Annotated in this window: 15 protein-coding genes, 1 tRNA gene and 3 pseudogenes; 9 read left to right on the top strand and 10 right to left on the bottom strand. The window is 62.8% G+C overall.

Going from position 1 to position 23,621, the window contains the following annotated elements:
* Positions 1 to 59 precede the first annotated feature (59 nt).
* From metH to N0Q91_RS19535, 4 genes and pseudogenes are all read right to left on the bottom strand, one after another.
* A pseudogene (gene metH / locus N0Q91_RS19550) lies at positions 60 to 3,832 on the bottom strand (methionine synthase).
* Between the two features lie 178 nt (positions 3,833 to 4,010).
* Positions 4,011 to 5,174, bottom strand: coding sequence for a mannose-6-phosphate isomerase Pmi (gene pmi / locus N0Q91_RS19545; RefSeq protein ID WP_275597253.1), 1,164 nt, complete (start codon positions 5,172 to 5,174; stop codon positions 4,011 to 4,013).
* A gap of 10 nt (positions 5,175 to 5,184) precedes the next feature.
* Entirely contained in the window at positions 5,185 to 5,679 is a 495-nt protein-coding gene (locus N0Q91_RS19540) for a heme-degrading domain-containing protein (RefSeq protein WP_275597252.1), read from the bottom strand.
* Positions 5,680 to 5,753: 74 nt separating this feature from the next.
* Positions 5,754 to 6,650: an ROK family protein gene (locus N0Q91_RS19535; protein ID WP_275597251.1), complete on the bottom strand. Its 897-nt coding sequence runs from the start codon at positions 6,648 to 6,650 to the stop codon at positions 5,754 to 5,756.
* Between the two features lie 300 nt (positions 6,651 to 6,950).
* Between N0Q91_RS19535 and N0Q91_RS19530 the strand changes: the two genes are divergently transcribed.
* The 5 genes from N0Q91_RS19530 to N0Q91_RS19510 all read left to right on the top strand — a co-directional run bounded on the left by N0Q91_RS19530 (position 6,951) and on the right by N0Q91_RS19510 (position 9,838).
* Positions 6,951 to 7,027: transfer RNA gene (locus N0Q91_RS19530), tRNA-Arg, on the top strand.
* A 313-nt stretch (positions 7,028 to 7,340) separates the two neighbouring features.
* Positions 7,341 to 7,586, top strand: a complete 246-nt coding sequence (locus N0Q91_RS19525; protein WP_018099710.1) for a BrnT family toxin — start codon at positions 7,341 to 7,343, stop codon at positions 7,584 to 7,586.
* Complete coding sequence (locus N0Q91_RS19520) at positions 7,583 to 7,906, top strand: BrnA antitoxin family protein (RefSeq protein WP_275597250.1); 324 nt, start codon at positions 7,583 to 7,585, stop codon at positions 7,904 to 7,906. The genes N0Q91_RS19525 and N0Q91_RS19520 overlap by 4 nt, the downstream gene beginning before the upstream one ends.
* Positions 7,907 to 8,285: 379 nt before the next feature.
* Complete coding sequence (locus N0Q91_RS19515; RefSeq protein WP_275597249.1) at positions 8,286 to 9,476, top strand: calcium-binding protein; 1,191 nt, start codon at positions 8,286 to 8,288, stop codon at positions 9,474 to 9,476.
* A gap of 194 nt (positions 9,477 to 9,670) precedes the next feature.
* Positions 9,671 to 9,838, top strand: coding sequence for a hypothetical protein (locus N0Q91_RS19510; protein WP_018097235.1), 168 nt, complete (start codon positions 9,671 to 9,673; stop codon positions 9,836 to 9,838).
* Positions 9,839 to 10,203: 365 nt separating this feature from the next.
* Here N0Q91_RS19510 and N0Q91_RS19505 read toward each other — a convergent pair whose 3' ends face one another.
* Complete coding sequence (locus N0Q91_RS19505) at positions 10,204 to 10,929, bottom strand: META domain-containing protein (protein WP_275597248.1); 726 nt, start codon at positions 10,927 to 10,929, stop codon at positions 10,204 to 10,206.
* A gap of 158 nt (positions 10,930 to 11,087) precedes the next feature.
* Here N0Q91_RS19505 and dxr point away from each other — a divergent pair, with 158 nt between their 5' ends.
* Entirely contained in the window at positions 11,088 to 12,263 is a 1,176-nt protein-coding gene (dxr, locus tag N0Q91_RS19500) for a 1-deoxy-D-xylulose-5-phosphate reductoisomerase (RefSeq protein WP_275597247.1), read from the top strand.
* A 153-nt stretch (positions 12,264 to 12,416) separates the two neighbouring features.
* Here the strand turns inward: dxr and hemA are convergent, their stop codons facing one another.
* The 4 genes from hemA to N0Q91_RS19480 all read right to left on the bottom strand — a co-directional run bounded on the left by hemA (position 12,417) and on the right by N0Q91_RS19480 (position 17,730).
* Positions 12,417 to 13,631: a 5-aminolevulinate synthase gene (hemA, locus tag N0Q91_RS19495; RefSeq protein ID WP_275597246.1), complete on the bottom strand. Its 1,215-nt coding sequence runs from the start codon at positions 13,629 to 13,631 to the stop codon at positions 12,417 to 12,419.
* 350 nt (positions 13,632 to 13,981) lie between these two features.
* Positions 13,982 to 14,779, bottom strand: coding sequence for an FAD binding domain-containing protein (locus tag N0Q91_RS19490; RefSeq protein ID WP_018097239.1), 798 nt, complete (start codon positions 14,777 to 14,779; stop codon positions 13,982 to 13,984).
* Between the two features lie 15 nt (positions 14,780 to 14,794).
* On the bottom strand, positions 14,795 to 17,140 hold the full coding sequence (locus N0Q91_RS19485) for a xanthine dehydrogenase family protein molybdopterin-binding subunit (protein WP_275597245.1): 2,346 nt from the start codon (positions 17,138 to 17,140) through the stop codon (positions 14,795 to 14,797).
* A 101-nt stretch (positions 17,141 to 17,241) separates the two neighbouring features.
* A complete protein-coding gene (locus N0Q91_RS19480; protein WP_275597244.1) occupies positions 17,242 to 17,730 on the bottom strand; it encodes a (2Fe-2S)-binding protein in 489 nt (162 codons plus the stop codon).
* A gap of 420 nt (positions 17,731 to 18,150) precedes the next feature.
* Here N0Q91_RS19480 and N0Q91_RS19475 point away from each other — a divergent pair.
* Positions 18,151 to 18,401, top strand: a pseudogene (locus tag N0Q91_RS19475) (YMGG-like glycine zipper-containing protein).
* A 77-nt stretch (positions 18,402 to 18,478) separates the two neighbouring features.
* On the opposite strand, the gene N0Q91_RS19470 reads toward N0Q91_RS19475, so the two are convergent.
* Entirely contained in the window at positions 18,479 to 20,251 is a 1,773-nt protein-coding gene (locus N0Q91_RS19470; RefSeq protein ID WP_275597243.1) for an adenylate/guanylate cyclase domain-containing protein, read from the bottom strand.
* 207 nt (positions 20,252 to 20,458) lie between these two features.
* On the opposite strand from N0Q91_RS19470, the gene N0Q91_RS19465 reads away from it, so the two are divergent.
* Together N0Q91_RS19465 and N0Q91_RS19460 are read left to right on the top strand one after the other, a co-directional pair.
* The gene (locus N0Q91_RS19465; RefSeq protein ID WP_275597242.1) at positions 20,459 to 21,334 is read left to right on the top strand and encodes an alpha/beta fold hydrolase; all 876 of its coding nucleotides are present in this window, start codon (positions 20,459 to 20,461) and stop codon (positions 21,332 to 21,334) included.
* A 271-nt stretch (positions 21,335 to 21,605) separates the two neighbouring features.
* Positions 21,606 to 23,517 (top strand): annotated as a pseudogene (locus N0Q91_RS19460) (autotransporter assembly complex protein TamA).
* Positions 23,518 to 23,621 lie beyond the last annotated feature (104 nt).

Below are 23,621 nucleotides of genomic sequence, written 5' to 3'. Positions count from 1 at the left end.
TGAAATGCTCTAGCCAACACCTGAAAACGACGCACGCCCGGACGGATGAATTCTGCGGCCTACTCCGCCGCTTCCGTCTCCGGCATCGGCACGTAATTGAGGATAGGCGACAACCAGCGCTCGACATCGCGGACGCTCATGCGCTTGCGATCGGCATAGTCCTCCACCTGATCGCGCTCGATCTTTGCGACACCGAAGTAATAGGAATCGGGGTGGCCGACATAGAGGCCCGATACCGAAGAACCCGGCCACATCGCAAAACTTTCGGTGAGCCTGACGCCGATAGCGGCTTCCGCATCCAGGAGCCGGAAAAGCGTCTCCTTCTCCGTGTGGTCGGGCTGCGCAGGGTAGCCGGGCGCAGGGCGGATGCCCGCATAGGGTTCGGCGATCAGTTCCTGCGGCGTGAAGGCTTCGTCCGGAGCATAGCCCCAAAGCTCCTTGCGGACATATTCATGCATGCGCTCGGCGAAGGCCTCTGCGAAGCGGTCCGCAAGCGCCTTGACCATGATCGAGGAATAGTCGTCGTTCGCCCGCTCGAAGCGTTCGGCGATCGCCACCTCCTCGATGCCGGCCGTCACCACGAAACCGCCGACATAGTCCCGCTTGCCGCTCGCCGCCGGTGCGACGAAGTCGGCAAGGGCGACATTCGGCCGGCCGTCACGCTTCACCATTTGCTGGCGGAGCGTGAAGAAGGTGGCAAGCTCGGCTTCGCGCACCTCGTCGGTAAAGAGGCGGACGTCGTCGCCCATGCTGGCGGCCGGCCAGAAGCCGATCACGGCCTTCGGGGCGAACCATGCCTCGGCCACGATCTTTTCGACCATCGCCTGCGCATCCTCGAAGAGCTGGCGAGCGGCAGCCCCCTGGCGTTCGTCATCGAGAATCTTCGGGAACACCCCCTTCAACTCCCAGGTCTGGAAGAACGGCGTCCAGTCGATATAGCGGGCCAGCTCGGCGAGGTCCCAGCCCTCGAAAATACGCGTGCCGAGGAAGGACGGCACCTTCGGCTGGTAGGCGTCCCAGTCGATCCGAAGGGCATTCGCCCGCGCCTGCGAAAGCGGCAGACGGCGCTTCTCGGCTTCGTTGCGGGCATGTGCGTCGGCAACCTTCAGATACTCCGCGCGGACCGTCTGCTTATAGGAGTCGCGGACTTCCGGCGAAAGCAGGCTCGACACAACGCCGACCGCGCGGCTGGCATCGGTGACATAGACCGTCTGGCCGAGGATGTAACGCGGATTGATCTTCACCGCCGTGTGCACGCGGCTGGTCGTCGCCCCGCCGATCAGCAGCGGGACATCGAAGCCCTCCCGTTCGAGCTCGGAAGCGACATGCGCCATCTCGTCCAGCGACGGGGTGATGAGGCCGGAAAGACCGACGATGTCGACCTTCTGCTCGCGCGCGACTTCGAGGATCTTAGCCGAGGGCACCATGACGCCGAGGTCGATAATCTCGTAATTGTTGCAGGCGAGCACGACGCCGACAATGTTCTTGCCAATGTCGTGCACGTCGCCCTTGACGGTCGCCATCAGGATCTTGCCGGCACTCTCGCGCGCCTCGCCGCCGCCATTGGCGCGCTTCTCTTCCTCCATATGGGGGAGCAGCACCGCAACGGCCTGCTTCATCACCCGGGCGGACTTGACCACCTGCGGCAGGAACATCTTGCCGGAGCCGAAGAGATCGCCGACGACGTTCATCCCGGCCATCAGCGGCCCCTCGATGACATGCAGCGGCCGCTCGGCGGCAAGCCTGGCTTCTTCCGTATCGGCTTCGATGAAATCGGTGATTCCGTTGACGAGCGCATGTTCGAGCCGCTTCTCCACCGGCCATTCGCGCCAGGCAAGGTCCCTCTCCTTGCCCTGGCTCCCGCCCTTCCCGCGATAGCGCTCGGCGATCTCCAGGAGGCGCTCGGTCGAATCGGCCCGGCGGTTGAGCACCACGTCCTCGCAGGCTTCGCGCAGCTCCGGGTCGATCGCGTCATAGACGGCAAGCTGTCCGGCATTGACGATGCCCATGTCCATGCCGGCCTGGATCGCGTGATAAAGGAAGATGGCGTGCATCGCCTCGCGCACCGGCTCGTTGCCGCGGAAGGAGAAGGAGAGGTTCGACACGCCGCCGGAGACGTGGACATGCGGCAGTGCCGCGATGATCTCTTGCGTCGCCTCGATGAAGTCGACGCCGTAATTGTTATGCTCCTCGATGCCGGTCGCGACCGCGAAGATATTCGGGTCGAAGATGATGTCCTCCGGGGGAAGCCAACCTCTTGCGTCAGCAGGCGATAGGCCCGCCGGCAGATTTCCACCTTGCGGGTCTTCGTATCGGCCTGGCCTTTCTCGTCGAACGCCATCACCACCACAGCGGCGCCATAGGCGCGCACGAGGCGCGCATGGTGCAGGAAAGCCTCCTCGCCTTCCTTGAGCGAGATGGAATTCACCAGCGCCTTGCCCTGAACGCATTTGAGCCCGGCTTCGATCACCTCCCATTTGGACGAGTCGATCATCACCGGTACGCGGGCGATATCCGGCTCGGAGGCGACGAGGTTCAGGAACTCGACCATCGCGCGCTTCGAATCGATCAGGCCTTCGTCCATGTTGACGTCGATGATCTGGGCGCCGTTCGCCACCTGATCGTGCGCCACATCGAGTGCGGTGGCGTAGTCCCCGGCCGTGATCAGCTTGCGGAACTTCGCCGAGCCGGTGACGTTGGTGCGTTCTCCGACGTTGACGAAGGGGATCTCGTCGGTAAGCGTGAAGGGTTCGAGGCCGGAAAGCCGCATGCGGCGATCGATCTCGGGCACCCGGCGCGGTGGATATTTGGCGACCGCTTCAGCGATGGCGCGGATATGGGCCGGCGTGGAACCGCAGCAGCCGCCGACGATGTTGACGAGACCATCGCGGGCGAAGCCCTCGACCTGCACCGCCATCTGCTCGGGACTTTCATCATAGCGGCCGAACTCGTTCGGCAGGCCCGCATTCGGATAGGCGCAGACGAGCGTGTCGGCGACCGCCGAGAGCTCGTCTATATGGGCCCGCATCGCATTGGCGCCGAGCGCGCAGTTGAGTCCGATCGTAAACGGCTCCGCATGGCGCACCGAATACCAGAAGGCCGTGGGCGTCTGGCCTGAGAGGGTACGGCCGGAGAGATCGGTGATCGTTCCGGAGATCATCACCGGCAGGCGGACCCCCTTTTCGGCAAAGACTTCCTGCGTGGCGAAGATCGCCGCCTTGGCATTCAGCGTATCGAAGATCGTCTCGATCAGGATGATGTCGGCACCGCCGTCGATGAGGCCCCGCACCTGCTCGGCATAGGCGAGCCTCAGATCGTCGAAGCTGACGGCCCGATAGCCGGGATTATTGACGTCCGGCGAGATAGACGCAGTGCGGTTGGTGGGGCCGAGCGCGCCTGCCACGAAGCGCCGCCGGCCATCCTCCGCCTCGGCCCGCTTCGCCGCCCGCCGCGCCAGCCGCGCGCCGTCGCGATTGAGATCGTAGACCGTGTCCTCCATGCCGTAATCGGCCTGGGCGATCCGCGTCGAGGAGAAGGTGTTGGTTTCGAGGATATCAGCGCCGGCGATGGCGTAGTGGTAATGAATGTCCTCGATCGCCTTCGGCTGAGTGAGCGTCAGGAGGTCGTTGTTGCCCTGCTGATGGCAGGCGCACCCACCGAAGCGTTCGCCGCGGAAGTGATCCTCCACGAAACCGAGCTGCTGGATCTCCGTTCCCATGGCGCCATCCATGATGAGGATGCGTTCAGCCGCCGCCCGGGCGAGCTGCCGGAAAATTTCCGAACCATCCGGCTTGGGCGAGACGTTTCCAAAGAGGGCGTCGGCGGCGGACATGGGAGATCTCCCGTTCTGAAAACGACAAAGAATTATCGATTTACTCACATAAAGATATCTTTATGTCAACATACGTGATGGTCACAATTGCAGATGGGTGAATAAAAAGCGGCCCGCCGCGGGTGCGGGGGCCGATAAGAGAGCGGGATGAGGAGAAGCGTGTGCGGTCTTCCGCCGGTCACATCCGCTTGAGGCAATCTTCCACTTCATAGATCGCGCAAAGAATATGATAGAAGGTGCTTGCTGGCGCCGGTTCTTCGACAAAGGTGCCATTCGCCTTCTGCTTGTCGCGCCAGAGGCCGCGGACAGGCACGTCCAGAAAGCGCTGCAGCGCCCCCATGGCGCGTCCAGCCGAAGCGAGATAGCGCTCTTTCTCCGCACCTTCGGTCAACGCCGCAAATCGGATCGCCGCCTTCAGCCACTCCGTCTGCGGCCAAAGCCGCGCTGTTGGATCGGCAACGGAGAAATCGTCGAGGAGCGTCATGACGATCACGTCCCGCTCGCGGCATGTTCCATATTTCTCGCCGATATCGAAAAGCCGCCGGGCCTCGACGATCGCCTGCGCATTGCCGCGCCGTTCCGCCCAGCGCAGGAGCAGCCATGCCCATTCGAAATGATGCCCCGGCTCGACGATACGGCCCTTTTCGCCGGGGAACGGCGCCCAGTCGTGATCGAAGAATTCGCGCAGCGCCCCGCTCCCGGCGTCGATGAACCGGTCCATGGCCAGATGCGCAATCTCGTCGGCGAGATTGGTCCAGGCGACGCGGTCGAATCCTTCCGCCTCCTCGCTTGCGAGGCAGGCTTCGAAGAGATGCATGTGCGGATTGGAGCCGAGCGGCAGGCGCGGCGGCTCGTCCTCCTCGAAGCCGGCGAGCGGATGCTTGCAACGGGCTTCGAGCCGCCGCCGGAGTTTGTCGCTGCGCCCCACCATCTCGGCTCCGCGCTCCGGCAGGACTTCCGCCAGATGGGCGAAGGCAAGCAAGGCGAAAGCCTGGTTGTAGAGGTCGAAGGAAGCGTCGATGAGCTTGCCGTCGGCATTCGCCAGCGCCCCGTAAAAGCCGCCAGGCTGTCCGTAGACGCGATCGAAATAAAGAAGGCCGCCTTCGGCGGCGGTGCGCCAGTCTCCATTCCAGCCACGCCGGCCGGCCGCGGCGAAGCAGTAGACCTGCCGGGGCTGCACGCGGGAGCGGCGGTCGGCCCGCGTCGGTTCGCCTTTCATGTCGATCGTCTCGACGAAGCCGCCGCCCTCCCCGTCGAAGCCTTTCTGCCGCCAGAGCGGCAAGGCAGCATCGTTCAGCCAGCCCGCGAGTTCGCCTGCCTGGAGATGAATATCCATGCCCATCCGCTTTCCGTCAGCTTTCCAGCTTCAGCGCGTCATGATCCGCGCCGAGAAGTTCCGCCAGCGCCTCGACCACGAGATTATGGTCCTCCCGCTGCGGCAGGCCGGAAACGGTGACGGCGGCGATGCAGCCCGTTCCCTTGACGACGATCGGGAAGCTGCCGCCATGGGCGGCAAACTCGGCGTCCGGCAGGCCGAGCTTCGCCTGCAAATTCGTTTGCTGCTTGAGAAGGCTGAGCCCGGTGGCGTAGCTGCTCTTGAACAGGCGGAACACCGTGTTGCGCTTGCGGCGCACCCAGTTCGGATTGTCCGGCGTCGCCCCATCGAGAGCCGCATAGAAGACCTGCATGGAGAAGAGCGTGATGTCGATGACGCAGCCGAGCTTGCGTTCCGCGGCCATCCGGCGAAGCGTTGCGCCCAGCTTCCAGGCCGTATCGAGATCGAAGCGGTCGAACTGCAATTGCTGCTCCTGCAGCGCAATCCGGCGCAGATCATTGTCTATGTTCATAATGCCTCCGCTTGGTCAGTGGTCGAACTGGACGAGTGCGATGCGCGATCCTGCAAAATTCCCCCGCTTGGCGATTAATCCTTCCAAAGCCATGCGGCGCCGCGCACGCCGGAACTGTCGCCGTGCACCGCCTTGCGGATCGGCGTCTCGAAACTGTCGCCGAAGAGATATCTGGTGATCGATGCCGGCAACTCGCCGTAAATCTCGTCGACATTGGACATGCCGCCGCCGAGCACGAAGACGTCGGGATCGACGATGTTGGTCAACAGCGCGAGGCTGCGGGCCAGCCGGTCGACGAAGCGCTCGTAGACACCGATTGCCACCGGATCGCCCGCGCGCTTCGCCTCGATGATGTCCCGCCCGCGCCGGTCCGTCCCGGTCGTCATGCGGTAGTCGAGTTCCAGCCCGGTGCCGCAGGCATACATGTCGAGACAACCGAGCTTGCCGCACCAGCACCTGTGCCCCGGATATTCGTCCTTCGTCATCCAGGGCAGCGGATAATGGCCGATCTCGGCCGCGACGCCCTGAAAGCCGGCGTGAACCTTCTTGCCGATCGCCAGACCCCCGCCATGGCCCGTACCCACGATCACGCCGAAGACGACGCCCGCGTCCTTGCCCGCCCCGTCGACGGCTTCGGAGACCGCAAGGCAATTGGCGTCGTTGGCCAGGCGCACCTCACGTCCGAGCGCAGCCGCAAGATCCCGCCCGAGCGGCTTGCCGTTGATGAGCACCGCATTGGAATTGCGCACGATGCCGGTGCGCGGATTGGGACTTCCAGGTATGCCGATGCCGATCGAGCCGCGCTCGCCGGCGGTGCTTTCGGCCGAGGCGACGAGCTCTACGACGGCACGGACACAATCCTCATAGCCGCTGGTGGGTGTCGGGACACGATTGCGGGCACGCGTCTCGCCGTCGCGATCGAGCGCGATGACCTCCATTTTCGTGCCGCCCCAGTCAATTCCGATAAACATATATCTGGTCTTTGGGATAAAGATCGTTGGCGAGGAAGCGGCAGCCTCTCCTCCGGCGCCGCGGGCCTTGCTTAGCATCCACCGTATCGGGGACGCTAGTGGGATGAGGAAAACTGTGTGCGGTTTGCCGCCCGCGTCCCGCTCAAACGACTTGAATCGATCACGTTCATGATTTTGAGCCCACCCGGCCCAAATTCTTCGGGATATGCTCCCGATCTTCGGGAGCGCCTGCAAATCGGCTGCGATCGCCGAAAAACACTTGGCGAAAGAGCCTCGCTTTTGTATGGGTCTATTCCGAGTGGTCCCGTAGCTCAGCAGGATAGAGCACCAGATTCCTAATCTGGGGGTCGCGCGTTCGAATCGCGCCGGGATCACCATCTTCGTATCAATAAATTCACGAACTTAGCTGATGCGGCCGCAGAGAGGTCCGCTTAAAGCCGTGTCGCACGGCCTCGCAACGATCTCCCTTGATTTCCAAGCATTACCAACCTCTTGCTGGCGACTCCATGCGACATGATAAGCCGGTCATCCCTCAGTTTTCCATATTGATGTTGACGTTGCGGTCCTTCGGCAGGATGGAAGCCGTTATTTCGGGTTTCGTCGGTCATCCAAAAGCCTCGCTTTTCCGTATCACATTTTCCGTATCACTTTTATTTTTGCATTCGGAATTAAACGTGATACAAAAAATGCATGAAGATCACGTACGACGAAACCAAGCGCCAGACCAACATCGGCAAGCACGCCTATGATTTCGCCGAGCTCGACATGGAGTTCTTCTCTTCGTCCGTAGTGGTCCCGGCCAAGGAAGGCCGCTTCATGGCAATCGGCGTCCTGCGCAATGGCGTGATTGCCGTGGTCTTCGCCCGCCTTGGCTCGGAAGGTATTTCGATTATCTCCATGCGTGACGCCAGCCGGAAGGAAAGGAGCTTACTATGACGAACCCATCCCGCCGTATTCGCCATATCTCCGACAAGGAGGAGGCAGAAATTCAGCGCAAGATAGCCAGCGACCCGGATGCTCCCGAGGCTACCGACGAGCAGCTTAGGCAAGCCAAGCCCTTCGCCGAGGCTTTTCCCGACCTCGCCGAGAGCATCAAGCGTGCCAGGGGCCGGCCAGCCATCGAGAAGCCCAGGCAGCAGCTATCCATCCGCTTGGATCCGGACATTATCGAGCATTACAAGGCGACCGGCAAAGGCTGGCAGAGCCGAATGAATGACGACCTTAGAAAGGCCGCCGGGCTGAAGAAGGCCGGCTAGCTTACTTCTCCCGCACACTTACCTGACGGTCTGGTCTTACGTCCTGCCGCGGCTGTTGCCTTCTGCCGCCTTTAAGTCAGGTTACGGCGGGGCTGGAAAGAGCCTTATGACCGTTACGCTTGCGAAGCATTAATCCGTAATCGGCCAAGCCTTTCGGCACTCGTTAAAGGGACAGGGCTTGCGCTTGCTCCCGAACTTCCCGGTAGCTGAAAGCTCTCCGAGGAGGCGGGAAAAAACGTTATCCACACAACTGCCGCCCTTTTCCTTTCGCGTAAACAACAGCTTGTTCCACGCGCGCAATTCCGGCGTAAGGCGTGTCACCGTTACGCCTCATTCGAACTTCACCACCCCCGCCGTCAAAACAGCAGGGAGTAAACGAATGAACATCAATGGAACCAACGTCGCCAACAAGCTCATGGGTACGAATCTTGCGGACACGATCCGCGGCTATGATGGCAGTGATTCCATTTGGGGTAATGCCGGTGACGACTATCTCGACGGCGGGCTTGGCAACGACTTGCTCTATGGCGGGCTTGGCAACGACTTTTTCAAGGCCGGAGCGGGCGATGACTACGCGGAAGGCGGCGACGGCAATGACAGCTTCGACGGCGGCGCGGGCGCCGACACGCTGATCGGCGGGCTCGGCAACGATATCTTTTCCGGCGAAGACGGCAATGACATCATCAACGGCGGCGATGGCCATGACCATATCCTCGGAGACGCCGGCAACGACCAGATCTATGGGGGCGCCGGCGAGGAATACATCGACGGCGGAGTGGGAGACGACATCATCTATGCCGGCTCTGGAAACGACGGCTTCAACAACCGCATTGATCCCGCGACGGGCAAGCTGACGCAGCAGGCGGTCGGTGGTGGTGCCGGCAACGATACGATCTACGGCGAAGAGGGCAACGACGCCCTGAAGGGCCAATCCGGAAACGACCGGGTCTATGGCGGCATCGGCGACGACATCGTCGATGGCGGCGACGGGAACAACTACCTCGATGGCGGTGACGGGAATGACGTGCTCGACTCCGAGGGCGGCATCGACGAAGCCCACGGCGGCAACGGTAACGATCGGATTGCCGCAGGCGCCGGCAACGATCGGGCATTCGGGGATGCCGGAGACGATATCCTGACGGGCGAAGCTGGCGACGACGTGCTTGCTGGCGGCCTCGGCAACGACCTTGTCATTGCCGGAGACGGAAACGACACGCTTCGCGGCGACGCGGGCAGAGATACCCTTCTTGGCGACGCGGGAAGCGACATCCTGTGGGGTGGCGCCGATGCCGACCGCTTCGTCTTCAAGGGCGCGGGTTCGCTCGTCGGACGGGACTCCGTGATGGACTTTCAGGACGGCACCGATCTGCTTGTCCTGGAGAACCTCGGAATCAAGCAATATTCGAGCTCCGGCACGGCCGGTACGATTTTCGCGTATGATGACGCCAGCGGAGACGTGATGTTGAAAGGCTACGATTCGACGGGCAATGCGCTGTCGATCCATGTCGACGATCCGACGAATACCCTCGCCGCCTCCCACTTCAGCAGCGCCGATTTTCTCTTCGCCTGATCGAAGCGGATGAAAGTTCGAGCACCGCGCGTATCCGACGCGCGGTGCGTTCCTTTGAGACTTAAGTCCGATATGAAATGGGCGATAGTCTTAGCCCATTTTGGCTTATCCCATTGAGCACGCTCCGTAATCCTTGACTGCAACCGGTGCTGTGAGACCCTTCTATCTCGTGGTTGTACTATGCAGGTGAAGCGATGATCTTCGCGGATGACGTTGAGTTGGCCCTCGCTCTGGCCTGCGAAGAACTCCAGATGACCCGGGACGAAATAATCCGCCTCATCCTTCGCGAGTGGCTGGAGCAATATGGCTTTATCCAATTCCATGAATTGGACGAAGGTAGCGACACAAACAGCAGCGCGTGAGTTCCGCATGTTCCCGTGCTGAGCGGTTTTCCGCCCGGCATTGCGGAAAACAAGGGGTTAGAGAGTTTCCGCGATTCCGAGAAAGGCTCTAGTCTACCCTCAAGCTTGCTCCTCGAAGCCGAAGGCCGAGGCGGGCGGCAATGCGCTGCGATGCGTGATTTTCTCGATCCGTGCTGTAGAACAGGGTACGAGAGCGCAGTTCAGGCAAGCCCGACCAGCCGGCGGTAGCGGCTGCTCCGAAGCCCTGCCCCCTGAAGGCCTTCGCCGTTGCCCGATCCCTCCGGATCGTTCTCCCCTTCTATCCGGCCTCCATCTCAGCATGGTTCAGACGTACAATCCCGTCCAGCCTGTGTCGAGCGGCCCCGCTATTCTACTTCCTTGCACGCTATCCCCGGGTCCTCCTCGCCCTTCATCGTATCGAAAAGCGTCGCCTCGCCATCCTTCGTCCACCAGACATATCGGCCGCCGGCATATCTGGCTCCCGATCCGGAAATCACGTTCGATGCCACGATGAACGTGCCCTCGATAGTGAAGGTCGCGAGCGACGCGGACCCGGCGTCGATGTATTCGACCTCGATCGTCTTGTCGCCGCAGGCATAGAGAACCGTCCGCCGGTCGACTGTGCCGACGTCGGGAATTTCGATCGTCAGTTCTGCCCGGTTGCCGTTCCGCGACTGCATCGAGGTTAGCTGCAGCACGCTCTTCTCGTTTCGCCCGCCGAGAAAGAGCTTGGTTCCCTCTATTCGCCAGGTAAGCTCCGTCTTCAGCGCTTCGAAGAACTTCCGCTCCTGGTCCATGACCGCCGGTACGCACATCTTGCGGGTGGCGGCAGCCGGCCCGAAGGTGATCGTCGCGCCGGAGAGGCCGAACGTTCCGGTGAAGTGATTGCAGCCGGCCATGCCGCCATAGGTGCCGTCCTCACGAATCTCGAGCGTCGTCTGAAGATCATCGATCACGCCCCGGCCGCCTATGTCCTCGGCAAGCCACGAGCCGACGAGCGCCTCCGGCACCTTTTCGGCAGCCACCGTCTGCATGGAGGCAAGCTCGATCAGCACGCAGGCGCAAGATGCGGCGGTCAGGGCTTGCAGCATCGAAAACTCCTCAGACAAATCATCGTTCGACGGTGTTAACGATTCTTACCCGAGCGCTGCCTCTTGGAGAAGGGCGATGACTTCACCCTTGTTGCCGGCAGTATTCGGCTGTAGAGCCTAGTAAAATCATTAGAACGAGAAGAATACGGGATTTTGGCATGGCATCCGGCGATGATTTCAAGCGCCGTCTGACGATACTGGGTTCCACCGGATCGATCGGGACCAATACGCTCGACGTGGTCGAACGGCTCGGCGGGCGCGATCGATTCGCCATCGCCGCGCTGACCGGCAACGGCAACATCCCGTTGCTTGCGGAGCAGGCCCGCCGCGTCGGCGCGGAGCTCGCAGTCACCGCCGACGAGCATCGCTACGGCGAACTCAGGGAGGCGCTGAGCGGCAGCGGTATCGACGTCGCCGCCGGGCGCAGCGGCCTGATCGAGGCGGCCGAACGGGACGCAGGCTGGGTTATGGCGGCGATCGTCGGCAATGCCGGTCTTGGCCCGACACTTGCCGCCGCCCGCCGCGGCGCCGACATCGCACTCGCCAACAAGGAATGCCTCGTTTCCGCCGGCAGCCTTTTCATCGAAGCCGTCAGCGCGGGCGGCGGACGGCTGCTGCCGGTCGACAGCGAGCACAATGCGATCTTCCAGGTGCTGGAGAACGACCAGCGCCATGCCGTCGAGCGCATCGTGCTTACCGCCTCCGGCGGTCCGTTCCGCACCAGCACCCTCGACGAAATGCGGCATGTGACGGCGGATACGGCCCGCGCCCATCCGAACTGGTCCATGGGCCTCAAGATCTCGATCGACAGCGCCTCCATGTTCAACAAGGCGCTCGAGATGATCGAGGCGCGCCACCTCTTCCGCCTGAGGCCGGACCAGATCGAGGTGATCGTCCACCCGCAATCCGTGATCCACTCGATGGTCGGCTATACGGACGGGTCCGTCCTCGCCCAGCTCGGCTGCCCCGACATGCGCACGGCCATCGGCTATGCGCTTTCCTACCCCGAGCGCTGCCGTCTGCCGGTCGAGCGCCTGGACTTCGCCAGGCTCGCCCGGCTCGATTTCGAAGCCCCGGACGAAGTCCGCTTCCCGGCGCTGAGGCTCGCGCGCCGCGCCATGGAGGAAGGCGGCGTCCAGGGTGCCGTGCTGAACGGCGCCAAGGAGACCGCACTCGAGGCGTTCATCAAAGGCCGCGTCGGCTTCCTGGCCATGGCGGAAATCGTCGAGAGAGTGATGGACGCGCTTGCCGGCCTGCCGGCTGCGGCGAACATGGACGACGTCTTTGCCGCGGATGAAAAAGCGCGGCGGGCGGCTGCCGAGATGATCCGGTAGAGAGTTGTTGGGGGTGAATCCGCCCTCATCCAGCCTGCTGGCCCGTAGGCGGGGCGAAGGGGACAAGTGGCAGCGCCTTGCACCACACGAGCGCTGCTACGAAACAGAGGTTCGGGCGAGGAAGTCCCTCTCCCCGCCAGAGCTCGCCGGAGCTTACGCCACGGCCCTCGCCAGCGCACAACGCGACCAGAGCGAATGCAGCGCGCCGACCAGATGGTCGATATCGGCGTCAGAATGCAGGGGGGTCGGCGTGATGCGCAGGCGCTCGGTCTTCTTCGGCACGGTCGGGTAATTGATCGGCTGGACGTAGATGCCGAAATTGTCGAGCAGCAGGTCGGATATCCACTTGCACTTGGCGGCGTCGCCAACGATGACCGGCACGATATGGCTCGGATTGACCATATGCGGAATACCGCGCTGGTCGAGCAGCGAACGAAGCCGGCGCACGCGCTCCTGATGCGCGAAGCGTTCGACCTGGCTTTCCTTCAGGTGGCGAATGGAGGCGAGCGCCCCGGCGGCGAGCGCCGGCGGCAGCGCCGTGGTGAAGATGAAACCGGAAGCGAAGGAGCGGATGAAGTCGCAAAGCGCCGCCGATCCGGTGATGTAGCCGCCCATGACGCCGAAGGCCTTGCCGAGCGTGCCTTCGATGACCGTCAGCCGGTGCATCAGCCCCTCGCGCTCGGCAATGCCGCCGCCGCGCGGGCCGTACATGCCGACCGCATGAACTTCGTCAAGATAGGTCATCGCGCCGTATTTGTCGGCGAGATCGCAGAATGCCTCGATCGGCGCGATGTCGCCATCCATCGAATAAACGGATTCGAAGGCAATGATTTTAGGCGCGCGCGGGTCGGCGGCTGCAAGCTTAGCCTCGAGGTCCGCCACCGAATTGTGCTTGAAGATGACCCGCTCGCATTTCGAGTGGCGGATGCCCTCGATCATCGAAGCGTGGTTGCCGGCATCCGAAAAGACGATAACGCCGGGAATTTTGGAACAGAGCGTCCCGAGCGCGGCCCAGTTCGAAACGTAACCGGAGGTGAACAGAAGAGCCGATTCCTTGCCGTGCAGGTCGGCGAGCTCGCGCTCGAGCAGCACATGGTAATGGTTGGTGCCGGAGATGTTGCGGGTGCCGCCGGCGCCGGCGCCGCATTCATCGATCGCGCTCTTCATCGCCTCGGTGACGATGGGACACTGGCCCATGCCGAGATAGTCGTTCGAGCACCATACGGTCACTTCCTGGGCGCCATCGGCCGTGTAGCGCGTCGCCTTGGGGAAGCTGCCGCGATGGCGAGCGAGATCGGCGAAAACCCGGTAACGGCCTTCCTGATGCAGCCCATCCAGCTCGTTTTTGAAGAAACTCTCGAAATCCATCATCATCTCCAGTGCCCTGTCGCCTTTCTTCCTACAAAGCGATCAGTGGTCAACCCCGGACAGGCTCCGACGCGCGGGCTGCGGCAAAAGGCCTCTCGGCCCCCAGACCCCGGTTATTCTGCGCGGCGCGTGTCGTGCCTGGCAAGCGGGAAAGGCGATGGAAAATGACGACACATTTTCAAACCTTTCCGCGGTAATCAGACTCGACCTCGACACGGAGTCCGAAAGTCCAGTTTTGAACCATTCCAAAATGGCTAGCAAAACTTCATTCTCCCGAACATCGATCGAAGTCAAGCAATTGCGGAAAAAGGGCGGCCGCTGCCGCCCTTTTCGATACCAAAGTTGGTCCGTCAGGCGGCCGCCACGGCGCGTTTCGTCATCACCTTGACGAGATTGGCGCGATAGGCAGCGCTTGCATGAATATCGGAAAGCAGGTTCGAATCGTCCACCTTCACATTGTCGACGGCACCCGGCGACCAGTTGGCGGCAAGCGCCGCCTCGAGGTCCGGATGGCGGAAGACGCCGTCCGACCCGGCTCCGGTCACGCCAACGCGCACTGCGCCATCGTCACGACGGACGACGAAGACGCCGGTCATCGCATAGCGCGATGCCGGATTGGGGAACTTCCGATAGGCCGCTTTCGCCGGCGCTTCGAAGCGGACGGCCGTCACGATCTCACCGTCTTCGAGCGCCGTTTCGAAGAGACCGGTGAAGAAGTCTTCAGCCTTGACCTCGCGCCTGTCGGTGACGATCACCGCATCGAGCGCCAGCATCGCGGCCGGATAGTCCGCCGCCGGATCGTTGTTGGCGATGGAGCCGCCGATCGTACCCATGTGGCGGACATGCGGATCACCTATGTGGCTGGCAAGCCCGCAAATGGCCGGACAGACCGCGGCAAGCGCGGCGGAGGTCGCGACCTCCTCATGCGTCGTCGCCGCGCCGATCCTGACCGACCGGCCGTCGACGGTGATCCCCTTCATCTCGGCAATGTGCCTGAGATCGACAAGGTCGCTCGGGGCGGCGAGCCGCTGCTTCATCGTCGGGATGAGCGTCATGCCGCCGGAGAGATATTTTCCCTCCGCGGCGGTCCCCATCAGCTTCGCTGCCTCTTCGACCGAGGAGGCCCGATGATAGTTGGTCTCATACATCTCAAGTCCTCCCGATCAATGCGCGCTATGCACCGCCGCCCAGACCTTTTGCGAGGTCGCCGGCATGGTGAGCTCGTTGGTGCCGATCGCGTCCGTGATGGCGTTGATCAGCGCCGGCGGCGAGCCGATCGCCCCCGCCTCGCCGCAGCCCTTGACGCCGAGCGGGTTGCTCGGGCAGGGCGTGTTCGAGGTCGTCACCGTGAACGAAGGCAGGTCGTCGGCGCGCGGCATGGCGTAGTCCATGTAGCTCGCCGTCAGCAGCTGCCCGCTCTGGTCGTAATGCACCCCTTCGAGCAGCGCCTGGCCTATGCCCTGCGCCAGCCCGCCATGCACCTGGCCCTCGACGATCAGCGGGTTGATGATATTTCCGAAATCGTCCGCCGCGACGAACTGCACGATCTTCGTCTGGCCGGTTTCCGGATCCACCTCCACTTCGCAGATATAGCAACCCGCCGGGAAGGTGAAGTTGCTGGGATCGTAGAAGGCGCCCTCCTTGAGGCCCGGCTCCATGCCGGGCGGCAGGTTATGGGCCGTATAGGAAGCAAGCGCCACCTGCGACCAAGGGACCGACCTGTCGGTGCCGGCCACCTTGAGCGCGCCGTCCTCGATGACGATGTCGCTCTCGTCCGCCTCCATCAGATGGGCCGCAATCCTTTTGGCCTTGGCCTCGACCTTGTCGAGCGCCTTGAAGACGGCCGACATTCCGACGGCACCGGAGCGGGAACCATAGGTTCCCATGCCCATCTGCACCTTGTCGGTATCGCCATGGACGATATTGACGCTGTCGATCGGTACGCCGAAACGCTCCGCAACCACCTGGGCGAAGGTCGTTTCGTGTCCCTGGCCGTGGCTGTGCGAGCCGGTCATCACCTCGATCGTGCCGACCGCGTTGACCCTGACTTCGGCCGATTCCCACAGGCCGACGCCGGCGCCGAGCGAGCCGACGGCGGCGGAAGGCGCCAGTCCGCAGGCTTCGATATAGCAGCTCATGCCGATGCCGCGCTTCATTCCCCGCCGCTCGGCTTCCGCCTTGCGCGCGGCGAAACCGTCCCAGTCGGCCGCCTCCATCGCCCCCTTGAGCGACGCTTCGTAATCGCCCGCATCGTAGTTCATGATCACCGGCGTCTGATGGGGGAAGGTGCGGATGAAGTTGATGCGCCTGAGTTCCGCAGGGGAAACGCCGAGCTCGCGCGCGGCCGTCTCGATCGTGCGCTCCAGCAGGTATGTGGCCTCCGGCCGCCCGGCGCCGCGATAGGCGTCGACCGGCGCCGTATTGGTATAGACGGTGCGGACATTGGCATGGATCGCCGGGATCGCATACTGCCCGGAGAGGAGCGTCGCATAGAGATAGGTCGGCACGCAGGAGGAGAAGAGAGACATATACGCGCCGAGATTGGCGATGGTATCGACCTTCAGCGCGGTGATCCGATTGCTGCTGTCGAATGCCATCTTCACCGTCGACACATGATCGCGGCCGTGCGCGTCCGTCAGGAAGGCCTCGGTGCGGTCCGCGGTCCATTTCACCGGCACGCCGGTACGCTTCGAGGCCCACAGACAGACGATCTCTTCCGGATAGATGAAAATCTTGGAGCCGAAGCCACCGCCGACGTCCGGAGCGATCACCCGGAGCTTGTTCTCGGGCGCGACATTGTAGAAGGCGCTCATCACCAGCCGGGCAAGATGCGGGTTCTGGCTGGTGGTATAGCAGGTGAAATGGTCGTCGCCGGCATCATAGATACCGAGTGTCGCGCGCGGCTCCATCGCATTCGGCGACAGGCGGTTGTTGATGATCTTCAGTTCCGTGACATGCGCCGCAGCAGCGATCGCCTGGTCGGTCGCGCCCGCGTCGCCAAGCTCCCAATCAAAGATCAGATTGCCCGGCGCTTCCGGATGGATCTGCGGCTCGCCTTCGCCCAGAGCCTGGAGCGTATCGGTGACGACCGGCAGGGTTTCGTAATCCACGACCACCGCTTCCGCCGCATCGCGGGCTTGCGCAACACTGTCGGCGACGACGATCGCCACCGCGTCGCCGACATAGCGCACGGTCTCGTGGGCAAGCGGCCGCCAGGCGCCCATGCGCATCGGTGAGCCGTCCTTCGAGTGGATCATCCAACCGCAGATGAGATTGCCGATCCCATCCGCCAGCAGTTGCTTGCCGTCGAGCACGTCGATCACGCCCGGCATCGCCTTGGCCGACGTCGCGTCGATGCTCCTGATGGTCGCATGCGCATGCGGGCTGCGCACGAAAACCGCATATTTCATGCCGGGCACGACCATGTCGTCCGTATAACGCCCCTTGCCGGTCAGGAAGCGCTTGTCTTCCTTGCGCGCCACCCGCGCGCCGATGCCTTCAACGCCCATTGCCTATCTCCTCCCGAAGTCTTGCAACGAATTTCCGCTCGAGCGGAATGACGAAAATCACGTGCGATGCTCGCCTGGCATCGCGCTCCCTTTGGGTTTCCTCATTCTGCCGCCTGGCGAACGCCGTCCGTCCCGGCCGCGGCGGCCAGGATCGCCTGGACGATGTTGTGATAGCCGGTGCAGCGACAGATGTTGCCTTCCAGCTCGGCGCGGACCGTCGCCTCGTCAAGATTGCCGCCATGTCGACGGATCATGTCGACGGCGGTCATAACCATGCCCGGCGTGCAGAAGCCGCATTGCAGTCCGTGATACGTCTTGAAAGCCGCCTGGACCGGGTGAAGCTCGCCGTTCGACGCCAGGCCCTCGATCGTCGTGATCGTCGAGCCGGCCGCCTGAGCGGCAAGGATGGAACAGCTTTTCACCGATTGCCCGTCCATGTGAACGACGCAAGCGCCGCACTGCGTCGTGTCGCAGCCGACATGGGTCCCGGTCAGGCCGAGATTTTCGCGGATAAAGTGCACCAGCAGCGTTCGGTCGTCGCAGGTACCACTTACCTGGCGGCCGTTGACCGTCATCGTTATTTTCGCCATTTCGCTCCTCCGGGTCGGTCCAGAGTCGAGCGCGGCTTCAAATCGGGTGAGATGCGTTCACGCGACTCGAAGTACGCGCCGACCGATATCGATTGCCCTTCCGCCAGCGGTCCGCTCCTCCCGAGCCCGCGTGGCGACGTTGTAACATTTGTCTTTTTTTCGGGCCGCCGCAACCGTTTCGCGCCACAAGGGGCAAAAAAATGCGAGCGCGTATGTAACCCCGGCAACAGCTCCTTCATGTTCCGTTCAGGAAAGATCGCATTATGTGGCATAAGAACGATCTCGCCGTATCCGTGCATTTTCCTCGGCGGCGGGTTATGTTCGAATGCAAGTTCAAGTGGAGGGCCGCGGTTCGCACCCTCCCATCACTATAGGACGGACGAGGCGGACGCTGAATCCGTCGAAATCGGAGAGGACATCATGAAGAAAGCCATCGCGCTTGTGTTGGTCGCCCTGTCGGTCGCGAGCTGCACGCAAACCGAAAAGGGTGCCGGTATCGGCGCCGTATCGGGGCAATCATCGGGGGCGCGGTCACCGGCGACGTCCGCGGCGCGGCTGTCGGCGCGGCGATCGGCGGCGTATCCGGCGCCGTTATCGGCCACGTCACCGACCAGCCGGGCCAGTGCTACTACCGCGACCGCTACGGCCGCCGCTACATCGACCGCTGCTGAGTGCCGCAACGGCCGGATCGACGGCCCCGGAACGATCCGGGGCCCTTCATGTCCGCCGGAATGTTCCCGAAGGAGCGCTATTGCGCTGCGATCCCGTTCGCCGCCGCCGATCCGCCCTTCGCTCCCGCTTTGACAAGCCCTTCGCTGAGGTGTTGCAGGTCCGATTCCTGGACGTAGTGCTGCGTGGCGAGGAACGCGTCGCGGTCGAAATCCGGGGCGAGCGCCCGGACCTTCTCCATATGGGCGTGAGCCGCAATGTCATCCCCGAGCCAGCCGTAGCAGGCCGCGACGAATGCATGCTGGACGTGGTCCATCACCGAGAGGTGCATGAAGGCCTCGACCGCCTCTCCATACTGCCGGGCGGCGAAATGAGCCTTGCCGAGGTGGCTCCAGAAGCGTTCCGGATGATGAGGATTGAGCTGCATGGCCTTGCGGATCCACTCGACCCCCTCTTCCGGTCGCCCCAGCCAGGTCAGCAGTTCGCCCTGCTGGACCACAACCAGGTCGTAATTGGGATTGAGGGAAAGGGCACGCTCCTGATGGTAGCGCGCCGTCGTCAGCGCATTGTTGTTCACGTTTACCGCCGCGAGGATGCGATGCACGTCGGCGTCGTTGTCGTCGAGCGCCAGCGCCCGGTCCAGCTCCGCAACGATCTCGGCCCAGACCGCATCCTTGTCTTCGCACCAGCCGTGGACCCAGGCTTGCCCGAGGATGCAGGCCCGCCAGGCATGGGCATGCGCATAGTCGGGATCGAGCGCGACAGCCCTGTCGATGAGGGCCCGGGCCTGCTCGTTATCCGCGACGGTGCTCCGGTGATGCAGCACCTTGGCGGCAAGGGCACATTCGTAGGCCGCCATATTGGCCGGCTTCGTGCGGGCGAGCAGGTCCCGCTGCGCGGCCTCGACGCGCCCCGGAAGCGTTGCCGCTATCGCCGCCGTCACCTCGTCCTGGATGGCGAAGATGTCGTCCAGTCTCCGGTCGTATTTGTCTGCCCAGATATGAGCGTCGTTGACCGCGTCGATGAGCTGGACCGTCACGCGCACCCGGTCGCCGATCTTGCGGACGCTGCCCTCCACCAGATATTGCGCTCCGAGCTTCTCGGCCGCCTCGCGCACGTTTACCGGCTGGTTCTTGTAGACGAAGCTGGAGTTGCGCGAGATGACGAACAGCTCGTGCCGGCGGGACAGCTCGGTGATGATGTCCTCCGTCAGGCCGTCTGCGAAAAACTCCTGGTCGGGATCGCCGCTCATATTGTCGAACGGCAGCACCACGATCGAAGGTTTGGAAACGGAGCGCGGCGCATCCGTAGCCTCCGGGAAGGATGGCAGGACAGGCCCCTCGATCCCGACTCGGAAGAGATGAATCGGGCGGCTGATGTTCTTCAGCATCTTCTCGCCCAGATCCTCGATGGGGACATCGATCCGGTCGGCGACCTGCGTCGCCACCGCAGCCGTCACGCAGATGCCGCCCACATCGGCCAGCTGCTCAATACGGGCGGCGATGTTCACGCCGTCGCCGAAGATGTCGTCCTCCTCGAAGATGATGTCGCCGAGATTGATGCCGATCCTGAATTCGATCCGCCGGTCCTGCGCCACGTCGGCATTGCGCCGCTTCATGCGGCTCTGGATCTCGACGGCGCATTTTACCGCGTCGGTCACGCTCTGGAATTCGACCAGCATACCGTCGCCCGTGGTCTTGATGAGGTGGCCCTTGTTCTTTGCAATGGCCGGATCGATCAGTTCTATCCGATGAGTCCTGAGGCGGGCGATCGTACCGGCTTCATCGGCCTCCATCAGGCGGCTATAGCCTGCCATATCGGCTGCCAGCACTGCGGCTAGTCTCTGTTCCATCGGTTTGCCAACAAACGTTTGGCGGGAGCACCTTCTTCCGGACTCCCGGGTTCAAGCGGTCCAGGGCGATTCTATAGCACCCCGACGTGATCGCCTATCTAAATTAGCAGCCACTTGAAAAGAAGCTGCGGAGCAGCCTGCCGACAGGCATGGAACCATCGCATGCGCTCATTGTTCGGCACTGGTCAGCGCATGTGAGGTGCTCCTATGATCGATTCGCCAGGCTCCGTGAAACACCGCTTCCTCGATCTGGACGGCATCCGGGTCTTCTACCGGGAGGCAGGACCGCCGGACGCGCCGATCGTGCTCCTTCCCCACGGCTACCCGTGCTCATCCTACGAGTTTCGCAATTTCATGCCGCTGCTGGCCGACCGGTGGAGGCTTGTCGCTCCGGATTTCCCCGGATCCGGATACAGCGACACGCCGGACGACTTCGCCTACGGCTTCGACGGCTTCGCAGACTTTCTCGAAGCCTTCATCCGGCGCCTGGGCCTCGATCGTTTCGCACTTTATCTACATGACTTCGGCTCTCAGATCGGCCTTCGGCTGGCCATTCGCCGGCCGGAGCGCATTTCCGCACTGATCATTCAAAATGGCGACATTTACGAGGATGAGCTCGGACCTAAATACGCACCGTTGCAGGAGTATTTCCGCAATCCCACGCCGGAGGGCCGGACCAAACTCGGCGAAGCCGTAAGCGAGGAAGGATACCGCGACGAGTACCTCAACGACGTCCGGCCCGAGCTTGCCGAGCGGATTTCTCCCGACCTGTGGAAGCTCCATTGGTCCATGACAACGGCCAAGCGGCGTGAGATCGCCATAGACGTCATCGCGGGGCTGCGGGAAAATCTCGCCTGGTTCGAGCGCTACCAGAGTTACCTGCGCGAACATCGACCGCCGACGCTGATCGTCTGGGGTCCGCAGGACGGCTACATGCCCGAGGCCTCCGCCCGAGCCTATCTCCGCGACCTGCCGGATGCCGAACTGCATCTCATCGACGGCGGCCATTGGTTGCTGGAGACCAACCTGTCCGAGGTCGTCTCCCTCTGCCGAGATTTCCTTTCGCGCGCTTCGGCGAAATGACGCCCCCGCTTCCACCGGTCGCTTCGTAAGCTGACCTCGGTGCGGGCCTGCTTCGCGGCAGAAGCCGCTTACCGCTTAAAAGTATTCCGTTGTGCCTGAAGCACCACAGGGGAGTCCTTTCTGCCAAAAAATCGTCTTGGAATCGCCGCTTCGGGGTGGATGCGGCGAGCGGTCATCGTTAACAGATGGAAAACTATGTCCTGCTAGCTTGGCCGACGCCGCGTATGCAGGCAGTTGGTACAGAGTCGCCTGAAACGGGATGCGGAGAGGAATGTCTCCACCACGATCGAGTATTGCGCACTGGAAGACAGCGACCGCGCTCACAATCGTGGCATCGGCCGTGCTCGGCCCGGTTTCCGTCGAGCAGGCCCACGCGTTCAAGATTTTCGGCATGCGGTTTTTCGAAAGCGCGGAAGAAGAAGTTCAGGTCATAGACCCGGTTCGCTATACGCTGACTTTCGAGCCGGGAACGGATGACGAGGAGCTCCGGGAGGCGCTGGAAAACGGCTCGCGGCTCGTTCAGGATCAGGAAGAACCGGTCTCGGGCGATCTTGGCCTGGCGATCAAGGCGCGCGACGACCGCGATCGGCTCCTCGCCGTCCTCTACGAAAAGGCGCGTTACGGCGGCACCGTCAGCATTCTGGTCAACGGCCAGGACATCGACAGCCTCCCCCGGACCCGGCTTTCCCCGACGGCCAGCCCGTACCGGTCGTGGTTCGCGTTGCTCCCGGGCCGGCATTCACGCTGGGCTCGGTCAGGCTCGAGGGAGACGCCGCGCGGCTCGACCCAGCCGCCTACGACCTCAAGCGTGGCGCCCGCGCCGACTCGACCTTGATCATCAAGGCGGGCGAGCAGATCGTGAACGATCTCAAGGAACAGAGCAGGCCGCTGGCCAAGCTCGCCGAGCGCAGCGTCGTTGCCGATCACGCGACTTCCACGGTCGATGTAACGATCCGCGCCGATGGCGGGCCGGTCGCGCCCGTCGGCGACCTGACCGTCAGCGGCGCCAGAACGGTCGACCCGGATTTCGTCAAGGATTATTCCCGCCTGAACCACGGCCGCCCATATTCGCCGGAGAATATTCGCAAGGCCGCCGAGCGGCTGCGGCAGTTGAACGTGTTTTCCAGCGTCACCATCAACGAAGCCGACGGGCTCGCGCCCGACGGCACGATCCCGATGAACATCCAGGTGTCCGAAGGCAAGCACCGCTATTTCGGTTTCGGCGGACAGGTCTCGACCACGGACGGCCTTGGACTTCAGGGCTATTGGGGACACCGCAATCTCTTCGGACGCGCAGAATCGCTTCGGATCGAAGGCTCGGTCGACCGCCTCGGCGAGACCACCGATGTCGCCGGGCTCGATTATTCGGCCGGCATTCTCTTTGCGAAACCCGGCGCCTTCGGACCGGCATCGACCTTTACCGCAAGCGTCAAGGCCGCGATCGTCGATCCGGACGCCTATAGTGCCAAAACGGTTACCGCTGCGGCTGGCGCCGCTTTCGAGCTTTCGCCCGAAGACACGTTCTCCGTCGGCGCGGAAGTGGGCTGGGCGGATGTCGACGACGCTTTCGGTTCGAATTCCTATATCACCGCCGCCCTCCCGTTCGAATATGTCCGCGACGCACGCGACGATAAGCTGAACCCGACGGAGGGTTACCGGGCGCTGATCAATGCCAAACCGAGCTACGAAATCGAAGGAAAGACCTTTTTCAGCTCCTTCGAAGCTTCCGCGTCCGGCTATTACGCGTTTGGAACGGAAAAGCGCTTCGTGCTGGCCGGCAAGCTCGGCGCCGGCGTGCTCGTCGGTGGCGACGAACTCTCCGATATTCCCGCGACCCGGCGGTTTTTCCTCGGCGGTGGCGGGTCGGTGCGCGGCTATTCCTATCAGGAGATCAGCCCCCGCGACGCCGATGACGAACTGACCGGCGGACGCTCCTATGTGAGCGGCTCCCTCGAAGCCCGCATCGCCGTCACCGATACGATCGGCATCGTGCCGTTCATCGACGCCGGCACCGTTTCGGAAAACACGGCGCCCAATTTCTCCGACATCCGGGCCGGCGCGGGCATCGGTCTGCGCTATGCGACGCCCTTCGGCCCGATCCGGCTCGACTTCGCCGTGCCGCTCAACAAATATCCGGGGGCACCACTTACGGAATCTATGCCGGTATCGGCCAGTCCTTCTAATGCCCGGACTATTTGCTGCATGCGCGCGACACCGTGGTAAGATGAGCGAAGTCCCGCCTGCCGGGCGATGTGCCGGCACTCTACCGATTCCAGAGCGGCGCAAC

The sequence above is a fragment of the Sinorhizobium prairiense genome (assembly GCF_029201645.2).
GTDB lineage: Bacteria > Pseudomonadota > Alphaproteobacteria > Rhizobiales > Rhizobiaceae > Sinorhizobium > Sinorhizobium meliloti_A.
The sequence above is the reverse complement of the archived record's forward strand: the minus strand, read 5'-3'. Positions and strand labels throughout refer to the sequence as shown.

Bases quoted from the DNA above. Each gene is read 5' to 3' on its own strand.
- N0Q91_RS19520 (WP_275597250.1), top strand. From the start codon at position 7,583: ATGACGAACCCATCCCGCCGTATTCGCCATATCTCCGACAAGGAGGAG.
- hemA (WP_275597246.1), bottom strand. From the start codon at position 13,631: ATGGATTTCGAGAGTTTCTTCAAAAACGAGCTGGATGGGCTGCATCAG.
- pmi (WP_275597253.1), bottom strand. From the start codon at position 5,174: ATGGGCATGGATATTCATCTCCAGGCAGGCGAACTCGCGGGCTGGCTG.
- N0Q91_RS19540 (WP_275597252.1), bottom strand. From the start codon at position 5,679: ATGAACATAGACAATGATCTGCGCCGGATTGCGCTGCAGGAGCAGCAA.
- N0Q91_RS19510 (WP_018097235.1), top strand. From the start codon at position 9,671: ATGATCTTCGCGGATGACGTTGAGTTGGCCCTCGCTCTGGCCTGCGAA.
- N0Q91_RS19465 (WP_275597242.1), top strand. From the start codon at position 20,459: ATGATCGATTCGCCAGGCTCCGTGAAACACCGCTTCCTCGATCTGGAC.
- N0Q91_RS19470 (WP_275597243.1), bottom strand. From the start codon at position 20,251: ATGGAACAGAGACTAGCCGCAGTGCTGGCAGCCGATATGGCAGGCTAT.
- N0Q91_RS19480 (WP_275597244.1), bottom strand. From the start codon at position 17,730: ATGGCGAAAATAACGATGACGGTCAACGGCCGCCAGGTAAGTGGTACC.
- N0Q91_RS19515 (WP_275597249.1), top strand. From the start codon at position 8,286: ATGAACATCAATGGAACCAACGTCGCCAACAAGCTCATGGGTACGAAT.
- dxr (WP_275597247.1), top strand. From the start codon at position 11,088: ATGGCATCCGGCGATGATTTCAAGCGCCGTCTGACGATACTGGGTTCC.
- N0Q91_RS19535 (WP_275597251.1), bottom strand. From the start codon at position 6,650: ATGTTTATCGGAATTGACTGGGGCGGCACGAAAATGGAGGTCATCGCG.
- N0Q91_RS19485 (WP_275597245.1), bottom strand. From the start codon at position 17,140: ATGGGCGTTGAAGGCATCGGCGCGCGGGTGGCGCGCAAGGAAGACAAG.
- N0Q91_RS19525 (WP_018099710.1), top strand. From the start codon at position 7,341: ATGAAGATCACGTACGACGAAACCAAGCGCCAGACCAACATCGGCAAG.
- N0Q91_RS19505 (WP_275597248.1), bottom strand. From the start codon at position 10,929: ATGCTGCAAGCCCTGACCGCCGCATCTTGCGCCTGCGTGCTGATCGAG.
- N0Q91_RS19490 (WP_018097239.1), bottom strand. From the start codon at position 14,779: ATGTATGAGACCAACTATCATCGGGCCTCCTCGGTCGAAGAGGCAGCG.